We start from the raw sequence: 19,288 nt of genomic DNA on the forward strand, positions 1-19,288 counted from the left end.
GCTACAAGCAGTTTTATATAAAATATTTTTAATTAGTCTATTAAATAACTATCCAATTTGATTATTGTTAATTTAGATTATTAAATTATAAACTAAATACACCCATGAGTAGCCATAAATACATTCATTTAGATGTTGAAGATAAGATTTATTCTTATTGGGAAAAAAATGAATTATTTAAACCAAGATCTAATTCAAAAAAATATTCAGTAGTAATTCCACCACCTAATGTAACAGGATCCCTACATATGGGGCATGCTTTAAATAATTCAATTCAAGATTTTTTAGTTCGATATTATCGAATGAATAATTACGAAACACTCTGGCAACCAGGAACTGATCATGCTGGTATAGCAACACAAGCTCTTGTTGAGAGAAAATTAGAAAAAGAAGAAGTTAGTAAAAATGATCTTGGTAGAGAGAAATTCATTGAAAAAGTCTGGGAATGGAAAAATCAATATGGTGATATCATCATTAATCAACTGAAAAAATTAGGTTGTTCATGTGATTGGTCTCGTAATGCCTTTACAATGGATGAAAATCTCTCAAAATCAGTAATAAAAGTATTTGTTGAACTACATAAAAAAAAATTAATTTATAAAGCAAAAAAATTAGTTAATTGGGACACTGTTTTAAAAACAGCTATTTCTGATTTGGAAGTTGATCAACGAGAAGTTAATTCAAAGATTTATTATATTCGTTATCCAATAGATGGAACTTCTGATTTTATAACTATTGCAACAACAAGACCTGAAACCATGTTTGGAGATACTGCTATTGCTGTAAATCCAAGTGATGAACGTTTTAAATCATTTGTTGGAAAAACAGTAACCATCCCTATTGTTGATAGAAAAATCAAAATTATTGAAGATGATTACGCTGATCCTGAGCAAGGAACAGGGGCATTAAAAATAACTCCTGCTCATGATTTTAATGATTATGAAGTTGGAGTTAGAAATAATTTAGAAGTAATTAATATTTTTACACAAGATGGAAAGGTTAATGAAAATGCACCTAAAGATTATATTGGTTTAGATAGATTTGATGCACGTAAAAAACTTTTAAAAGAATTAAAAGAAAAAGATTTTTTTGTTAAGGATGAAGATATAAGAAATAAAGTTCCATATGGTGATAGATCTAATTCAGTTATAGAACCATTTTTAACTGATCAATGGTTTGTTGATGCAGAAAAATTAGCAGTTAAAGCAAAAGAAATAGTTAATAATAAAAAAACAAATTTTTTTCCTGAAAATTGGTCAAAGACTTATTTTCAATGGATGAATAATATTGAGCCTTGGTGTATTTCAAGGCAATTATGGTGGGGCCATCAAATCCCTGCATGGTACGCTCCAGATGGTAAAATTTTTGTTGCAAACAATGAAGAAGAAGCAAAAAAAGATGCTAAAGATTTTTATAATAAAGATGTTGAATTAATAAGAGATCAAGATGTTTTGGATACTTGGTTTTCATCAGGTTTATGGCCTTTTGCAACATTAGGTTGGCCAGAAAAAACTGAATATCTTGAAAAATTTTACCCAACAACTGTCCTTGTAACTGGTTTTGACATTATCTTTTTTTGGGTTGCAAGAATGATGATGTTTGGAATGGAGTTTTTAAACAAAGAACCATTTAAAGATATTTATGTTCACGCACTAGTAAGAGACGAGAAGGGACAGAAGATGTCAAAATCTAAAGGTAATGTAATTGATCCACTAGATTTAATTAAAAAATATAGTGCGGATGCATTAAGATTTACCTTGCTTTCAATGGCATCGCCAGGAACTGATGTTAAACTATCTGAAGATAGAGTTAAAGGTTATAGAAATTTTTTAAACAAGTTGTGGAACGCTAACAATTTTTTAATAACTAATGAATGTGATTTTAGATCAAATGATAAGCCAAATTTAACATTAAATATTAATAAGTGGATATATAATGAATTGATCGAGGTTAAAAATATCATTGAACAAAATATAAAAGATTATCGTTTTGATGAAGCGGCAAAACATGCCTACAGATTTGCGTGGAATTCTTATTGTGATTGGTATTTAGAATTATCAAAAACAATTTTATATTCAGACGATGATAGTGCAAAAAAAGAAGTTAGAGCCACTGCTGTATATATTTTTAAACAATTATTAAAAATTCTTCATCCATTTATACCATTTGTGACAGAGGAAATATGGCTGAATAATAAGTTTGATAATTCAAATAAAGACTATTTGATGTATTCAAATTGGCCTAATGATAAAGCTAAAAAAGACCAATCTTCAAAAGATGTACAGAAAATTATTGATATTATTTCTGATTTAAGATCATTTAAAAATGAACTTAATGTAAGTCCTGGTTCCTTTACGGATATATCGATTAAGAATTTAAATAAAAATAGTCAAAAATTTATTAAAGAGAACGGTACTGTCTTAAAGAAACTTGGAAGAATAAATAGTTTTCATGATGAGGATTTAGATAAATCTGCAGCCTCAATGGTAATATCAGGTGAAATTTATAAGATTTATTTTGATGAAAATGTTGACCTTGATTTGATCAAATCAAATTTACTTAAAAAACAAGAAAAATATCAAAATGAGTTAAACAGTATTTCTAAAAGATTATCTAACAAAAGTTTTATTGATCGAGCACCAAAAGAGATTGTTGAACAAGAAAAAACTAATTATAATAACTTAGAAAATGATATTAAGAAAATCTCATTAACAATAGAGGGGATATAATGCCAAAATTTAATAAAAAGAAACTTCCAAGCAGACATACATCATTAGGAGCTGATAGAGCTCCTCACAGATCTTTTTATTATGCAATGGGTGAAACTGAAAAGGATGTATCAAAACCTTTTATAGGGGTTGTATCAACTTGGAATGAAGCAGCTCCTTGTAATATTGCATTAATGAGACAAGCTCAATCAGTTAAAAAAGGTGTTAGAGCTAATGGTGGAACACCTAGAGAATTTTGTACAATTACAGTTACCGATGGAATTGCTATGGGTCATGAAGGAATGAAATCTTCTTTGATCTCACGTGAAGTAATAGCGGACTCAGCTGAATTAACTGTTAGAGGTCATTGTTACGATGCGCTAGTTGGTATTGCTGGTTGTGATAAATCTTTACCCGCTTTGATGATGGCTATGGTTCGTTTAAATGTTCCAAGTGTTTTTATTTATGGTGGATCAATTCTTCCAGGAAAATATAAAGGAAAAGATGTAACTGTTGTTGATGTATTTGAGGCTGTTGGAAAACATTCATCAGGTCAAATGTCATCAAAAGAATTAAGAAAATTAGAACTAGTAGCATGTCCTAGCGCTGGTGCTTGTGGAGGTCAGTTTACTGCAAATACAATGGCATGTGTATCTGAAGCTATTGGTTTAGCATTACCTTACTCCGCTGGTACACCTGCGCCATATGAAGAAAGAGATAAGTACGCAAAAGAAAGTGGTAAAACTGTCATGAATCTTTTAGCAAAAGGAATTAAACCAAGGGATATAGTTACAAGAAAAGCTCTAGAAAATGCAGCGACCATCGTTGCAGCAACTGGTGGCTCAACCAATGCAGGTTTACATTTACCAGCTATTGCAAATGAAGCAGGTATTAAGTTTGATTTAATGGATGTTGCTAAAATATTTAAAAGAACACCGTATCTTGCTGATTTAAAACCTGGTGGAAAATATGTTGCAAAAGATATGTGGTTAGCAGGTGGTGTTCCTATGTTACTAAAAACTTTATACGAAGGTGGATACATTCATGGAGATTGTATGACAGTTACAGGCAAAACCATGAAAGAAAATTTGAAAAAAATTAAATTTAATCCAAAACAAAAAGTTATGAGATCTTATAAAGATCCTTTATCACCAACAGGTGGTGTTGTAGGTTTAAAGGGAAATTTAGCTCCAGAAGGCGCAATAGTTAAAGTTGCTGGTCTAAAAAAGTTACAGTTTACTGGAAAAGCAAGATGTTTTGACAATGAAGAAAGTGCAATGAAAGCCGTTCAAAGTAAAAAATATAATGATGGTGATGTAATAATTATTAGATATGAAGGACCAGTAGGTGGCCCTGGTATGAGAGAAATGCTATCAACAACTGGTGCTATTTACGGACAAGGAAAAGGTGAGAAGGTTGCTCTTATAACTGATGGTAGGTTTTCTGGTGCAACTAGAGGCTTTTGCGTGGGTCACGTTGGTCCTGAGGCTGCTTTAGGAGGCCCTTTAGGTCTTATACGAAATGGTGATATCATTGATATTGATGCTAACAAAGGAACGATAAATGTCAGATTATCCAAAGCAGAACTAGCTAAGAGAAAAAGAAGATGGAAAGCAAAAAAATCTAATTTTGGATCTGGAACAATTTGGAAATATGCTCAAACAGTTGGTCCTGCTTATTTAGGTGCACCAACACATCCTGGAAAGAAAAAGGAAGTTAGAGAATATTCTAAGATTTAATGAAAATAAGACCAGTTATTTTATGTGGTGGTGCTGGAACCCGACTTTGGCCTAATTCAAAAAATCATCAAGCAAAACAATTTATTGATTTTGGTAATTGGACTTTACTTGGCAAAACTTTAGAGAGAGTTAAAGCTTCTATATTTGATGCACCAATTATAAGTACTAATTCAAAATATTTAAATCAAGTAAAGCAACATTTAAGAAAAGCTAAAATTTCAAAGTATAAAATTGTTTTAGAACCAGCAAAAAGAAACACAGCACCTGCTATATTAAGTACTGCATTAATTAAAGATATTCCAATGGAACAACCATTAATGTTTTTTTCAGCTGATCATTTAATTGAAAAAACTAATGTTTTTAATAAAGCTATTAATCAAAATAAAACTAATTTAACTGATCAAAATATATTCATTTTTGGAATTAAACCAACCTCGCCATCTAGTGAATATGGCTATTTCATAACAAAGAAAATAAAAGATAATATAAATAAAGTAACAAGATTTATTGAAAAACCAAATGAAGCAAGAGCAAAACAAGTAATTAAGCAAAAAGGTTATTGGAATTCAGGGATGTTTTTTCTAAGAAAAGACTCAATTATCAATAACTTTAAAAAACACCAACCAACAATTTATATAAACTGCGTTAAAGCTGCAAATAAAGCTAAATATAAATCTAATACTTATTATTTAAATAAAACTTCATTTATAAAAGCTACTGCTAAATCATTTGATTACGCAATATTAGAAAAGACAAAACATATTAATGCAATTAAATTAGATATTCCTTGGTCAGATCTTGGAAGTTGGAAAGAAATCCTAAAAATGTATGACAAAAATAAAAATAGATATATTAAGAAAAAAAATGTTTATTACCGACCATGGGGTAGATATACAAATTTATTTGAAGGAAAAGAGTTCTTAATAAAAGAGTTGTATGTAAAACCCAAAGGAATTCTAAGTTTACAAAAACATCATCATAGAGCTGAACATTGGTTAGTCACCAATGGAAATCCAAAAATTACTCTTAATAAAGATATTTTTATAAAAAAACCAAATGAACATATTTTTATTCCATTAGAAGCAATCCATAGAATTCAAAATCCTGGAAAAAAACCAGTTAAGATAATCGAAGCCCAAGTTGGATCTATTCTAAAAGAAACAGATATAGTCAGATATCAAGATGTTTATGGGCGTGTAAAATAGAAATTTTAATATAACTTAATAAAAGATTTGAAAAGCAAACATAAATAATATCTAATAATCATATGGCCAATATTGCTTTAACCTTAGATGAAATTTTTAAATTAGCTAAGAAAACCTTGGTTGCTAATGGATGTGATAATGAAACAGCATCAATCTTAGCAGATTTAATTAGAAATGCAGAAAGAGATGGATCTGTATCTCATGGTTTATTTAGGTTACCTGCTTACGTGTCTGGTTTAAAAAGTGGAAAAATAAATGGCAAGGGTAAACCAGAAGTTAAAAAAATCTCTCCATCTGTTATTAAAGTTTTAGGAAATAATTGTCTTGCGCCAGTAGTATTATCAAAAGGTCTTCCAGAATTAACAAAAGCTGCTAAAGAAAATGGTGTAGCTGTTTTAGCAATTAATAATTCTCATCACATGGCCGCTATGTGGCCTGAAACAGAAAAATTAGCAGAAGATGGATTAGTTGCTTTTGCTTGCACTTCTTACAAACCTGCTGTGGCACCTGCAGGTGCTAGCAAAGCTTTGTTTGGAACAAACCCAATTTCATTTGCTTGGCCAAGGCCTGGAAAAACACCAGTAGTATATGATATGGCAACTGCATCCATGGCAATGGGTGAGGTTCAAGTTGCAAAACGAGAAGGACATAAAGTTCCTTTAGGAACAGGACTTACAAAAGAGGGTAAAGAGACAACCGACCCAAGTGAAATAACTGATGGTGGAGTTTTACTACCATTTGGAGGTTATAAAGGGTCTGCTATCGCAATGATGGTTGAACTATTAGCTGGAGCATTAGTTGGAGATAATTTTAGTTATGAAACTGCTGCAAAAGATAACAATGATGGCGGTCCTCCTAGTGGAGGCGAATTCATACTTGCTATTTGTCCAAATAAAACATCAGGAACAGAATGGCAAAAACATGCAGAGGAATTTTTTGAAAAAATGAAGTCTATGGGCGAAGTTAGATTACCTGGTGAGAGAAGACATAAAAATAGATTAGATATAGGCCCAAGAAATATAAACGAAGATTTAGTAAAAAAAATAAAGTCTTTAAGTTAATTTAATTTCAATTGGAGTATGATCAGAGGGTTTCTCTCTTCCTCTTGGATCTTTATTAATGTTTACACTTTTGATGTGATCTAAAATTGAATTTGATGCTAAGAAATGATCAATTCGCATCCCATTATTTTTTTGCCAAGCACCTCTCATATAGTCCCAAAATGTATAACCCTCTTTATCTTCATTAAAATGACGATAAACATCACTGAAACCAAGATTAATTATCTCTCTTAACTTTTTTCTAATCTCTAAACGATAAAGAGCATCATCCTCAAAACTTTTAACGTTATAAACATCTTCTGCAGCAGGAATTATATTAAAATCACCTGCTAAAATAATATTTTCATTTTTTTTAGATAAATTTTTTAGTTGTTTAATTAAACTATCAAGCCAATTCTTTTTATAATCATATTTTTCAGTATCCACAGGGTTTCCATTTGGAGTATAAATATTAATTAATTGAATAACTTTTTTTTTAAATTCAACTTCTGCAGAAATAATTCTTGATTGTTTTAATTTATCTTTAATTAAATCTGTTCTTATGTTCTTTAATTTGTGTTTAGAAATTATTGCAACTCCATTATAGCTTTTTTGACCAAATACGTGACTTTCATAATTCATTGATGAAAAATCATTATAAGGAAAATTTATATCTTCAGTCTTAATCTCCTGCATCATTAATATGTCAGGCTTATATTTTAAGAGATAGCTTTTAATATTTTCAATACGTGCTCTAACAGAGTTAACGTTCCAAGAAGAAATGATCATTAAAGAGAGAAAGACACACCACAACCACAAGAGGATTTGGTTTGTGGATTATTAATTTTGAAGGACTCACCAATTAATTCTGAAACATAGTCAACTTCTGAGCCTTTAAGTAAGTCTGCTGATGTTTTATCAATTACAATATTTTCAAAACTCAAATCATCATCATTTTTATTTTTCTCAAAAGTAAATTCGTATTGAAAACCTGAACAACCGCCCCCTTTAATAGCGATTCTAAAAAAGGAGCCTTCATCTTTTTTACTAAGCAAACTATTGATTTGTTTTAAAGCTTTATCGGTAAATTTAATTTCTTTAATCATTATTCAACACTGATAATACTAATATAATACTTAATTTTTTAATTTAAAGGATGAATAGCAAATCAAAACTTGGAAAGTTCTCTAGTGTCGGTAGATTAATACCAGAACCTTTGTCAAAATATCGTACTCCATTTCAAAGAGATCGTGACAGAATAATTCATAGTGCATCTTTTAGAAGACTAAAACATAAAACGCAGGTTTTTGTAAATACAGAAGGTGATCATTATAGAACAAGAATAACTCACTCAATTGAAGTTGCTCAAATAGCAAGATCAATTTCAAGTTATCTTGGTCTAAATGATGATCTATCAGAAACCTTAAGTTTAGCCCACGATCTTGGTCATACTCCCTTTGGTCATGCAGGAGAAGATGCCCTAAATGATTGTATGTCGACTTACGGTGGTTTTGATCATAATTTACAGACATTGCGAATTGTTATGTTTTTAGAGAATAAATATCTAAAATTTAAAGGTCTTAATTTAACAATTGAAACTTTAGAGGGTCTCCTTAAACATAATGGACCAGTTGAGGACTTAGATTTAGTTGATACTTTGATTGGAAAAAATAGATTTAAAAATAAGATTATTTTTAAAACCTATCCCCCTTTAGAAGCTCAAATAGCTGCTATTTCTGATGACATAGCTTATAATAACCATGATATTCAAGATGGTATTAAAGCTAATTTGTTTAAACTAGAAGAATTAGTTGAGATAGATTTTTTTAAAGATATTTACAACAAATACAAAAAAAAAATTAATAAAAAAAATTACAAAATAGCAATTCATCAGATTATAAGAGATTCGATTGATTTAATGATTAAGGATTTAATTTCAAATACAAAAAAAAATCTTAATAGATTAAATATTAAAAACCATAAGAATTTAAAATTTTCAAAAGAATTAATTGTGGATTTTTCAGATGAAATAAAATTATCTGAAAAAGAGATAAGATTATTTCTAAGAACCAAAATGTACAATAATAAAGATGTGTTAAAGAAAAATAACAAAGGAAAAAAAATAATAAATCAATTGTTTAAGATGATTATTAAAAGACCTTTAAAGTTTATTGATAAACAAGATTTAAACCATGATAAATTTAGAGCAGTTTCAGATTTTATATCTGGTATGACTGATCGATATGCAATTAACCTTTACAAAAGTAGTAAATGAATATCTTTGATTATTATTTAGAAAAAATTAAAATTTTGTTGAATGACCTCAATAAAGAAGGTCAAATTATTTTACCTTCATCCTTAGAAGGTATTAACGCTGAGATACCACCAGAGAAATTTAATTGTGACATATCCACAAACGTTGCAATGGTTCTTTCCAAAATAAATAGTAAATCTCCTTTTGATTTCGCTAATATTTTATCTGAAAAGATAAAATCTTTAGATAAATATATAGAAGATGTTTCAGTTGCAAAACCCGGTTTTATTAACATAAAATTAAAGCCATCTTTTTGGACTAATTTTATAAGCAGTATAATTAAAATTCCAGACACCTATGGAGTTAATGAAAAAGAAAAGAAGAATAAATACTTAGTAGAGTTTGTATCTGCTAATCCAACAGGTCCTTTGCATGTAGGTCACTGCAGAGGTGCTATTTTAGGTGATGTCATCTCAAATATATTATCTTTCAACAACCATGATGTTACAAAAGAATATTATGTTAATGATTATGGAAATCAGATAATTAATTTTACTAAATCTGTTTACTCTAGAATAAGAGAAATTAAATTTAACGAACCATTTCCAGTTAATAATGAGGATTTATATCCAGGTGATTATCTAATTGATTTTGCAAACAATATTATCAATTCGAATAATGACCTAAATTTTGAAAATTACGAAAAGATTTCAGCAGAACTAACTAAATTGTCTATAGCTGAAGCAATGAATTTGATTAAAAGAAACCTAAATAGTCTTGGAATAGAACATGATAATTTTGTAAGTGAAAAATCTATTGTAGAAGCTAAAGAAGTTGAAAAAGTTATAGATTTTTTAACCAAAAATAATCATGTTTATAAAGGCAAAATAAAAGCTCCGAAGGGTGAAGATGATCCTAATTGGGTTGAAAGAGAACAACTTCTATTCAAATCTACAGACTTTGGTGATGATAAAGATAGAGCTCTTCAAAAATCAGACGGGTCTTGGACTTATTTTGCAAGCGACGTAGCTTACCATAAAAACAAAATAGATAGAAAATATGATTATTTAATAAATATTTTAGGTGCTGATCATGCAGGATATATAAAAAGAATAACTTCTTCTGTTGATGCGTTATCAAGTTCGAAAAACAAATTAATTTGCAAAGTAAGTCAATTAGTTAAACTTATTAAGGATAAAAAACCTTTTAAAATGTCAAAGAGAAAAGGGGATTATATAACTGTTGATGATTTGATTTCTGAAGTTGGAAAAGATGCTACTAGATTTATTATGCTCAATAGAAGTAGTGATGTTGAGTTAGACTTTGATTTTGATGACGTAAAAGATAAATCAAAAGAAAATCCACTTTATTACGTTCAATATTGTTATGCTCGAATATCTTCAGTATATCGTCATTTAAATATAGATTTAAATGATGATCTAAAAATATCAGTATCAAATTTTGAATATGGTTCTGATGAAATTAAGATTTTTAAAAAAATATCTGAATGGCCTAAATGTATTGATGCTGCATCAAAGAAATTAGAACCTCATAGAATTCCAGTTTATTTGTATGAACTTGCCTCACAGTTTCATTCTTATTGGAATTTAGGAAAAGATAAGCCAGAAAAAAGATTTATCAGTGAAGATAGAAAAATATCTGATGATAAATTGATTTTTTTAAAAGTTATTTCAAATGTTATACGTTCAGGAATGAATATTATTGGCGTTGAAACGCCTGAAAAAATGTAATGTTAAAAGAGGTCAAATATTTAATTTTTTTATTAGTAATCACTCTTTTTATTTTCTTTACTGCAAAATATTATTTTTCAGACTCATATAAAAAAAAATCATTTCGCTCACTTACAAACATAGATAAAAGAATTGAAAATTATTCTCAAAATCTACCTATTTTGGAGGATGATACAAAAAATATTATTGAATATGTTAAAAATACCCAAACAAAAAAAAAGAAAAAATATTATTTTTGGGAATTATTGAATAAAGATGATTAATCGAAAATCTTTTATTACTGGTATAAAAGGTAAAAAACTTACTAATCAGGAAATTCTTTTTTTAAGAAAGCATAAGCCATGGGGAATTATTCTTTTTACAAGAAATTTAGATAATATTAATCAGATCAAAAAACTTACATCAAATATAAAAAAAATATTTAAAGATAAAAATTATCCAATAATGATTGACCAAGAAGGGGGTAGAGTAAATAGATTAAGTAAATTAATTTCCTTAGACAATTTTACGTCTGAATATTTTGGAAATGTTTATGTTAAAAACAAAAAAGAATTTGATATTAGTTATAAAATTTTTATTGATAAAATAAGTCATCTTTTAAATAAATTGGGTATCAATATTAATACTTTGCCTGTTCTTGACTTAAGATACAAAGGTAGTTCAAATATTATTGGTGATCGGTCTTTTTCTAGAAACCCTACATTAGTCTCAAAAATTGGAGATTTGTGCATTAAATATTTTAAAACTAATTCAATTGGAACAGTCATTAAACATATACCAGGACATGGATTAGCTAAGGTAGATAGCCACCATTTTACTCCTGTGGTGAATAAAGATTTAGAATATTTAAAGAAAAATGATTTTAGATCATTTAATTTGAAAAAATCAATTTTTGCTATGACTGGACATGTAATCTTTAAAAAAATTGATCCTATAAATACTGTCACTCATTCAAAAAAATTAATCAAAATTATAAGAAACCAAATTGGATTTAAAAATTTGATAATTTCTGATGATATATCAATGAAAAGTTTGAAATTATCAATTGAGGATAATACTAAGAGATTATTTGAAGCTGGGTGCAATCTTGCATTGCATTGTAATGGAAATTTAAATGAAATGACTATTGTTGCTAAAAATTCTCCAAAAGTGAACTCTTTTATAATCAAAAAAACATCAGAATTTTATAAGATTTTGAGTTAATGTTTAAACATGTTCGAATCTGAAAGTCCTTTATTTGAAGTAGATGTTGAGAATTACAATGGTCCACTTGATGTTCTTTTAGATTTAGCTAAAGCCCAAAAAGTTAACCTTGAAGAGATATCAATAACAAAATTAGCTGATCAATTTCATAATTATATTTCTAATAAGAAAGATTTAAATTTAGAAGTAGCGTCGGAATATCTTTTGATGGCAACTTGGTTAGCTTATTTAAAATCAAAATTATTATTACCAGGTACACCTGAGGAAGAATTTAAAGTTCAAGAAGTGGCAGAAAAATTAAAATTACAACTAAAAAAACTTGAATTAATACGTCTACTCTCTGAACAAATGTTAAAAAGGAAAAGATTAGGTCGTGAAATAAGAACTAGGGGAATGAAGGGAAATATAAGATCAATATATAGTGCAGAATATAAATTGAATTTATTTGAACTTTTAAAAGCATATTCTTCGATCATCATGACCAAAGATTTTCAGAAAATGAACATACCTAAATTACCTGTATTTACTACAGAGGATGGAATTAAAACTATCAAAGATTTTTTTGGTAAATTAGTTGATTGGAAAAATTTAGAAGATTTGATACCCAGTAATTTTAAATCAGGAAAAAAAATAAAGAAAACTGGTAAAGCTGGAATTTTTGCAGGATCTTTGGAATTAGTTAAAGAAGGTAATCTTAAGATTAAACAAGATAAGTTATTTGATAATATTTATATAAAAGAAAATTAATGAACAAAAAAAAGATAGAAAAAAAAGATAATATAGTAAATTTTCCAACAAAATTATCTCCTGTAGAAAAAGAAATTGAAGCTATTATTTTTGCAGCTGCTGAACCTTTGGATATTGAAACTATTGAAAGTAAGTTGTCTAAAAAAGTTAATATAGAAAAATCTTTAGATAAACTTCAGTTAGAATATTCTAATCGAGGCATAAATCTAGTTTGTATTTCAAAAAAATGGTCTTTTAGAACTTCTCCAAATTTATCAAATTTAATGACACAGGAAAAAACAGTAGAAAAGAAATTATCTAGAGCTGCTGTTGAAACTCTTGCTATCATTGTTTACCATCAACCTGTAACCCGTGCTGAGATTGAAGAAATTAGAGGTGTTGCTTTTGGAACTAATACTTTAGAAATTCTAATGGAGTTAAACTGGGTTAAACCAGGTGGCCGAAAAGATGTACCGGGCAAACCTATCCAGTATGTAACTACTGAGGACTTTTTGAGTCATTTTAATCTTCAAAAACTATCAGACTTACCAACAGTAGATGAATTAGGTGCTGCTGGACTGATTGATACATCAAGCGTTGATAATGCAATATTTGGTACTGGTAAATTTTACAAAGAAAAACAAGATGAAAAAAAAGAGGATATTTATTCAAATATTGATGAAATGCTCAGCAGTACTTTAAATGAAGATGATAATAAGTAAAAAGTCACTTTAAAAAAATTCTAAACAAGTTATAACTTACCTATGAGCATAGGAATTTGGCAAATAGCAATTGTTGTTATCTTGGTGGTTTTGCTTTTTGGAAGAGGTAAAATTTCAAGTTTAATGGGTGATGTTGCTAAAGGCATAAAAAGCTTTAAAAAAGGGATGGCATCTGATGTAACAGATGACACAGAACCAAAAAATATTTCCGAAAATAATCAAGACTCAAAAGATAAAGAATAAATCACATGCCCACTATTGGTTGGTTTGAGATTTTAATAGTTGTGGCAATTGCTATTATCGTTTTAGGACCAAAAGATTTTCCAGTTATGTTAAAAAAAGTTGGTTCATGGATTGGAACTACAAAAAAATATATTAATAATATTCAAAGTGAAGTTTCAAATATTGATTTAGAAGATAACAGTATCCAGAAAAAAGAAATTAAAAAAGAAGATAATAAAGAAGAAAATAAAAATGCATAACGAAGATCAAGAAGGTGGTTTTGTTAGTCATTTAGCTGAACTAAGAAAAAGATTAATTCATAGTTTCATTTTTTTGATAATTTTTTTTATTGGATGCTATGTATTTGCTGAACATTTATATGGTTTCTTAGTAGAACCTTATGCAAAAGCAGTAAGAGACGATGGGACCGAAAGACGGTTAATATTCACAGCATTACAGGAAACATTTTTAACTTATTTAAAAGTATCTTTTTTTGCTGCATTTTTTGTAACTTGTCCTTTTATACTTATGCAAATTTGGAAATTTATTGCTCCAGGTTTATACAAACATGAAAAAACAGCAATTCTTCCTTATTTAGTATTAACACCCATCCTATTTTTTCTTGGTGGTATGCTTGTTTATTATTTAATCATGCCACTTGCTATCAAGTTTTTTTTATCTTTTGAAAGTTCTGGCTTATCAACAAATTTACCAATTCAACTTGAAGCTAAGGTTAATGAATATTTATCTTTGGTTATGAAATTAATCTTTGCTTTTGGAATAAGTTTCCAATTACCTGTAGTTTTGAGTTTGCTTGCAAGAGTTGGAGTAGTGGACTCTCATTTTCTAAAAACAAGAAGAAAATATGTTGTAGTAATAATTTTTGCAGCTGCTGCCTTATTGACACCCCCAGATCCAATCACGCAAATTGGTTTAGCTGTGCCATTATTAATATTATATGAATTATCTATTTTTTCTGTAAAATTTATTGAAAATAAAAATTTAGAAAACTAAGATGCATAATATCAAAGAAATAAGAACTGATTTTGAAAATTTTAAAAATCAATTAAAGGTTAGAAATATTGAAGTTAATATTGATGAAATTAAGAAATTAGATGAAAATAATAGAAAACTTATTCAAAAAAAAGAGGCTTTAGAAAGTGAAAAAAAAGATATTTCTAAATCAAAAGATGAAAGCCTTTTTAAAAGATCTAAAGAAATATCAAAAGAATTAGATGCTATCTCTAATGAACAAAAACAGATCAAATCAGAATTAGACACAATATTATCCAGTATTCCAAATATACCTCATAAGGATGTACCAATTGGTACAGATGAAAATGATAATGTTGAAATTTCCAAATCTGGAGAAATTCCAAGTTTTGATTTTAAGCCTAAGACACATTATGAATTAGGTGAAAAACTTAATATGCTTGATTTTGATCTTGCAACAAAAACTACTGGATCAAGATTTGTATTTGTTAAAGATAAATTAGCTTTACTAGAAAGAGCGTTATCAAATTTTATGTTAGACAAACATGTTTTAGCTAATGGTTATAAAGAAATTTCACCTCCACTTATTGCTTCTGAAAATACAATGTATGGTACTGGTCAATTACCTAAATTTGAAAATGATCAATTTGAAATTAAGTTTGATGAAGCATCTGATCGTAAATTTTTGATCCCCACAGCAGAAGTAATTCTGACTAATATTGTAAAAGATAAAATTGTAGATTTAAAACAATTACCTTTGAGATTTGTTGCATCTACTCCTTGTTTTCGAAAAGAAGCTGGTAGTTACGGCAAAGACACTAAAGGCATGATTAGACAACACCAATTCTATAAAGTTGAACTGGTTAGCATTGTTGAGAACGATAAATGTTTAGATGAACTTGAAAGAATGACTAATTGCGCAACAGGAATTCTAGATGATCTTGGCTTGCCTTATAGAAAAGTAATTTTATGTAGTGGTGATATGGGTTTTAGTGCTGAAAAAACTTATGATATTGAAGTTTGGCTACCATCAGAGGAAAAATATCGTGAAATTTCATCATGTTCATCTTGCTCCACATTTCAAGCAACTAGAATGAAAACTAGATATAAAAATCAAAAAAAAGAAACACTTCATGTCGGAACACTAAATGGTAGTGGATTAGCAGTAGGACGAACTTTAATTGCTGTAATGGAAAATTATCAACAGAATGATGGCTCAATTCTTATTCCTGAAAAATTAAGACCGTACATGAACAATTTAGAAAAAATTGCACCTAATTAAAGTTGTTTTAATTTCTTAACTAGTATAAATAGACAACAATAATAAAGGAGTTTTATGGAAGGTTCAGGAATAGGTCAGTTTATCCCATTAATTTTAATTTTTGTAATTTTTTATTTTTTTCTTATCAGACCTCAACAAAAAAAAGTTAAAGAACATAAAGCGATGGTAGAAGGTCTTAAAAGAGGTGACAAGGTTATTACATCTGGTGGTATCACTGGAACAGTTGAAAGAATTATCGATAATGACAAAGTAGAAGTTGAAATTGCAGAAAATGTCAAAGTTGAAATTGTAAAAGCTACTGGAATTCAAGGTTTACTTAATAACGTTGAAGTAAAAAAATAAACTAAATCATTTTTGAAGGGATGTTATATTTTTCTAAGTTAAGAATTATATTAGTATCTTTATTTGTTTTATTTTTTATTACTATTACATCAAATAATATACTCAGTTCAGATAACAGATTTATAGACAAGAAGATTAACTTAGGTCTTGATTTACAAGGTGGTTCCTATCTCTTGCTTGAAATAGATAATGCTCCAGTTATAGAGCAAAAATTACAAAATACCTCAACACTAGTTAGATCTTTTTTTAAGGAAAAGAATATTCGTATTGCTAATATAGATTTAAATAATCAAAAATTAAGTTTTTCTGTAGAGGATCAATTCAAACAACAAGTGATTGATGAATTCATAAGTGAAAATAGTGATATCAATCCATATTATCCTGTATTTAAATCTCATCAGTTTGATATTAATGAGGTTGAAGATAAACTTGAACTTAGTTTTTCTAATCAAGGTCTTGTTGAACTTAAAACATCTTCTCAAGATCAAGCATTAGAAATAGTTAGAAGAAGAATTGATGAAATTGGTACTAATGAACCAAATATTCTAAAAAGAGGGAATGATAGAGTTTTAGTTGAGTTACCAGGTTTAGATGATCCTATGAGAATAAAATCTCTGTTAGGTAAAACTGCTAATTTAACATTTAGATTTGTTTCAAATGACAATCAAGATTCATTTGGTGTTGAAAAACTTGAATATGAAGATGGTTCAAGTGAAGACTTTGTTAGTAAAAGAATTATTTTAAGCGGCGAAAATTTACTTGATGCTCAGCCTCGGATGAATAATCAAACTAATGAAACTGTGGTTTCATTTACACTGGATAGAGTGGGAGCAAAAAGATTTGGTAAAGCGACTTCATCTAATATAGGAAGACAATTAGCGATAGTTTTAGATGGTAAAATTATTAGTGCCCCTGTTATAAGAGATACGATAGCTAGTGGTAATGGACAAATAAGTGGCGGTTTTACCTTTCAATCTGCAACAGATTTAGCTTTATTATTACGATCTGGAGCCTTACCTGCACCATTAAATATCATTGAAGAGAGAACTGTTGGTCCTGATTTAGGGCAAGACTCTATAAACGCAGGAATGATTGCACTCTTAATAGGTTTTTTATTAGTAATTTTCTATATATTTTTTAAATATAAAATATTTGGTTTAATAACCAATCTTACTTTAATTATTAATTTGATAATCCTTCTTGGCGTTCTTACTTTATTTGAAGCAACTTTAACGTTACCTGGTATTGCAGGAATTATATTAACAGTTGGAATGGCAGTTGATGCAAATGTTTTGATATTTGAGAGAATTAAAGAAGAGCTGAAAAATGAAAATAATAATATTATTGCTTTTGATAGTGGTTATACAAAATCAAGAACAGCAATACTAGATGCTAATATAACAACTCTATTAGCAGCCATTATTCTATTTTTTATGGGATCAGGACCTATAAAAGGTTTTTCAGTTACATTAGGTGTCGGAATATTTACAACATTATTTTCTGTTTATTTTATAGCAAGATTATTAACGGCTATTTATGTTTCTAGAAACAAGGATAAAGAGGCTTTAATATAATGATAAGATTTAACAAATTTAATACACAGTTTAATATAATTTCAGCTCTATTAGTTCTAATTTCATTAGGATTGCTTATCTTTAAAGGGTTAAATTTTGGTATAGATTTTAAAGGTGGAACTTTAATTGAATTAAGATCTTCAGATAAAAAAATAAATGTTTCTAGTTTAAGAGATAATTTAAACCAGATGGATCTTGGTGATGTATCTGTAAAAAGATTTGGTAACGATCAAGATTATCTAATAAAATTTGAAAACAAAAATAATGTCAAGAATATTGTTGAGGAAATAAAATCTAATTTAGATAAATCTTTTGGTAATAATTTTGATTTTCGTAGAGTAGAAAATGTTGGACCAAAAGTAAGTGCTGAATTACTAAAATCAGGGATTATTGCAATATGTGTTTCTTTAGCTTTAATGCTAATTTATATCTGGATAAGATTTGAATGGCAGTTTAGTTTGGGAGCAATTGTAGCTTTATCTCATGATGTAATTATTACTTTAGGCTTATTTTCGTTATTAAGTTTAGAAATAAATTTATCAATTATTGCTGCCGTACTTACAATTGTTGGATATTCTATGAATGATACAGTTGTTATTTTTGATAGGGTTAGAGAAAATTTACGAAAATATTCTGATATTAAAATTTTTGAATTAACAAACATTTCAATTAATGAAACATTGTCTAGAACATTAATCACTTCTATCACAACATTATTAGCATTATTCGCTATATTCTTTTTTGGAGGTGAAATCCTTAAAGGATTTTCTCTTGCAATGATTTTTGGGGTTATATTCGGAACGTATTCCTCAATATATATTGCAAACACAATACTTGTAAGATTGAACGTCTCGCAAAAAACAATTCTTAAAGAAGAAGAAAAAATCTAATATAAGTTTTGAGCTGCTACCATTGTTAATAACATTGGAAGCGATAATAACGTATTTGTTCTTGAAAATAACATTGCAGTTTTTGCAGATTTAGCTTTTAAATCAGCATCACATTCAACAATACCTAAAGCTCTTTTTTGATTTGGCCAAATTACAAACCAAACGTTAATTGCCATAATTATTGCTAACCACATACCAATACCAATTGCTGTGTGTTTAGGTATACCTGAACCAATACTTAATGTCATAGCGTCGTGTAAATAACCATTTAAATATGCAAGTATTAAGCCAGATAAAACTGTTAAAGCTGCACCCCATCTAAAATAAAACAACGCTGCTGGAGCTATAACTTTGCCAATTGCTGGTTTTTGTTCATCTGGAATCTTAGCCATGTTTGGAATTTGAACAAAATTGAAATACCAAAGTAGACCAATCCACATTATCCCAACTACAACATGAGTATATCTAGCAAACCAGCTATAAAAAGTTACATCAAAAGTAAAACCATCATTTTGGTAAAACAAACCCAAAAACAGCACAATAGCTAAAATTACTGAAGCATGAACTGTTTTAGATAAAGATGAAAGTAAATTACTCATGATTCTTAAGATTTATACATCAATTTTAGTAAATTTAA

20 protein-coding genes are annotated in these 19,288 nt (G+C 28.6%); 17 read left to right on the plus strand and 3 right to left on the minus strand.

Annotated elements, in window-relative coordinates:
* The first annotated feature begins 104 nt into the window (after nucleotides 1–104).
* The 4 genes from ACTTAU_RS04920 (at nucleotide 105) to ACTTAU_RS04935 (ending at nucleotide 6,713) form a co-directional block, all read left to right on the plus strand.
* Nucleotides 105–2,729, plus strand: coding sequence for a valine--tRNA ligase (locus ACTTAU_RS04920; RefSeq protein ID WP_438305036.1), 2,625 nt, complete (start codon nucleotides 105–107; stop codon nucleotides 2,727–2,729).
* Nucleotides 2,729–4,447 carry a dihydroxy-acid dehydratase gene (gene ilvD, locus ACTTAU_RS04925; protein WP_438305033.1) on the plus strand — a complete coding sequence of 573 codons (1,719 nt, stop codon included), beginning with the start codon at nucleotides 2,729–2,731 and terminating at the stop codon, nucleotides 4,445–4,447. The genes ACTTAU_RS04920 and ilvD overlap by 1 nt, the downstream gene beginning before the upstream one ends.
* Nucleotides 4,447–5,652: a sugar phosphate nucleotidyltransferase gene (locus tag ACTTAU_RS04930; protein ID WP_438305030.1), complete on the plus strand. Its 1,206-nt coding sequence runs from the start codon at nucleotides 4,447–4,449 to the stop codon at nucleotides 5,650–5,652. The genes ilvD and ACTTAU_RS04930 overlap by 1 nt, the downstream gene beginning before the upstream one ends.
* Before the next feature lie 62 nt (nucleotides 5,653–5,714).
* Complete coding sequence (locus ACTTAU_RS04935) at nucleotides 5,715–6,713, plus strand: Ldh family oxidoreductase (protein ID WP_438305029.1); 999 nt, start codon at nucleotides 5,715–5,717, stop codon at nucleotides 6,711–6,713.
* Here the strand turns inward: ACTTAU_RS04935 and xth are convergent.
* Both xth and ACTTAU_RS04945 read right to left on the minus strand, forming a co-directional pair.
* Entirely contained in the window at nucleotides 6,705–7,481 is a 777-nt protein-coding gene (xth, locus tag ACTTAU_RS04940) for an exodeoxyribonuclease III (protein WP_438305027.1), read from the minus strand. The two genes, ACTTAU_RS04935 and xth, sit on opposite strands and share 9 nt — an antisense overlap.
* On the minus strand, nucleotides 7,481–7,798 hold the full coding sequence (locus ACTTAU_RS04945; protein ID WP_438305026.1) for a HesB/IscA family protein: 318 nt from the start codon (nucleotides 7,796–7,798) through the stop codon (nucleotides 7,481–7,483). The genes xth and ACTTAU_RS04945 overlap by 1 nt, the downstream gene beginning before the upstream one ends.
* 50 nt (nucleotides 7,799–7,848) lie before the next feature.
* Here ACTTAU_RS04945 and ACTTAU_RS04950 point away from each other — a divergent pair, with 50 nt between their 5' ends.
* The 13 genes from ACTTAU_RS04950 to secF are packed head-to-tail and all read left to right on the plus strand — an operon-like array spanning nucleotide 7,849 to nucleotide 18,651.
* The gene (locus ACTTAU_RS04950) at nucleotides 7,849–8,967 is read left to right on the plus strand and encodes a deoxyguanosinetriphosphate triphosphohydrolase (RefSeq protein WP_438305025.1); all 1,119 of its coding nucleotides are present in this window, start codon (nucleotides 7,849–7,851) and stop codon (nucleotides 8,965–8,967) included.
* A complete protein-coding gene (gene argS, locus ACTTAU_RS04955) occupies nucleotides 8,964–10,697 on the plus strand; it encodes an arginine--tRNA ligase (RefSeq protein WP_438305023.1) in 1,734 nt (577 codons plus the stop codon). Before ACTTAU_RS04950 ends, argS begins: the two co-directional genes overlap by 4 nt.
* Entirely contained in the window at nucleotides 10,697–10,960 is a 264-nt protein-coding gene (locus ACTTAU_RS04960; protein WP_438305021.1) for a hypothetical protein, read from the plus strand. The genes argS and ACTTAU_RS04960 overlap by 1 nt, the downstream gene beginning before the upstream one ends.
* A complete protein-coding gene (locus tag ACTTAU_RS04965) occupies nucleotides 10,953–11,900 on the plus strand; it encodes a glycoside hydrolase family 3 N-terminal domain-containing protein (protein WP_438305018.1) in 948 nt (315 codons plus the stop codon). Before ACTTAU_RS04960 ends, ACTTAU_RS04965 begins: the two co-directional genes overlap by 8 nt.
* Before the next feature lie 9 nt (nucleotides 11,901–11,909).
* A complete protein-coding gene (locus ACTTAU_RS04970) occupies nucleotides 11,910–12,647 on the plus strand; it encodes a segregation and condensation protein A (protein WP_438305016.1) in 738 nt (245 codons plus the stop codon).
* Nucleotides 12,647–13,348, plus strand: coding sequence for an SMC-Scp complex subunit ScpB (scpB, locus tag ACTTAU_RS04975; RefSeq protein WP_438305014.1), 702 nt, complete (start codon nucleotides 12,647–12,649; stop codon nucleotides 13,346–13,348). Before ACTTAU_RS04970 ends, scpB begins: the two co-directional genes overlap by 1 nt.
* Before the next feature lie 42 nt (nucleotides 13,349–13,390).
* Complete coding sequence (gene tatA, locus ACTTAU_RS04980) at nucleotides 13,391–13,591, plus strand: twin-arginine translocase TatA/TatE family subunit (RefSeq protein WP_085114252.1); 201 nt, start codon at nucleotides 13,391–13,393, stop codon at nucleotides 13,589–13,591.
* A gap of 5 nt (nucleotides 13,592–13,596) precedes the next feature.
* Nucleotides 13,597–13,830 (plus strand): Sec-independent protein translocase protein TatB, encoded by a 234-nt coding sequence (gene tatB / locus ACTTAU_RS04985; protein ID WP_438305012.1) that lies wholly within the window; start codon nucleotides 13,597–13,599, stop codon nucleotides 13,828–13,830.
* Nucleotides 13,823–14,584: a twin-arginine translocase subunit TatC gene (tatC, locus tag ACTTAU_RS04990; RefSeq protein ID WP_438305010.1), complete on the plus strand. Its 762-nt coding sequence runs from the start codon at nucleotides 13,823–13,825 to the stop codon at nucleotides 14,582–14,584. The genes tatB and tatC overlap by 8 nt, the downstream gene beginning before the upstream one ends.
* 1 nt (nucleotide 14,585) lies before the next feature.
* Complete coding sequence (gene serS / locus ACTTAU_RS04995; RefSeq protein WP_438305008.1) at nucleotides 14,586–15,845, plus strand: serine--tRNA ligase; 1,260 nt, start codon at nucleotides 14,586–14,588, stop codon at nucleotides 15,843–15,845.
* A 54-nt stretch (nucleotides 15,846–15,899) separates the two neighbouring features.
* Complete coding sequence (gene yajC, locus ACTTAU_RS05000; RefSeq protein WP_438305007.1) at nucleotides 15,900–16,187, plus strand: preprotein translocase subunit YajC; 288 nt, start codon at nucleotides 15,900–15,902, stop codon at nucleotides 16,185–16,187.
* A 20-nt stretch (nucleotides 16,188–16,207) separates the two neighbouring features.
* Nucleotides 16,208–17,761, plus strand: a complete 1,554-nt coding sequence (secD, locus tag ACTTAU_RS05005; RefSeq protein ID WP_438305006.1) for a protein translocase subunit SecD — start codon at nucleotides 16,208–16,210, stop codon at nucleotides 17,759–17,761.
* On the plus strand, nucleotides 17,761–18,651 hold the full coding sequence (gene secF / locus ACTTAU_RS05010) for a protein translocase subunit SecF (protein ID WP_438305005.1): 891 nt from the start codon (nucleotides 17,761–17,763) through the stop codon (nucleotides 18,649–18,651). The genes secD and secF overlap by 1 nt, the downstream gene beginning before the upstream one ends.
* Here the strand turns inward: secF and ACTTAU_RS05015 are convergent.
* Nucleotides 18,648–19,250, minus strand: coding sequence for a urate hydroxylase PuuD (locus tag ACTTAU_RS05015; RefSeq protein ID WP_438305002.1), 603 nt, complete (start codon nucleotides 19,248–19,250; stop codon nucleotides 18,648–18,650). The genes secF and ACTTAU_RS05015 overlap by 4 nt on opposite strands.
* Nucleotides 19,251–19,288 lie beyond the last annotated feature (38 nt).

The sequence above is a fragment of the Candidatus Pelagibacter sp. HIMB1505 genome (genome assembly GCF_052047915.1).
GTDB lineage: Bacteria > Pseudomonadota > Alphaproteobacteria > Pelagibacterales > Pelagibacteraceae > Pelagibacter > Pelagibacter communis_A.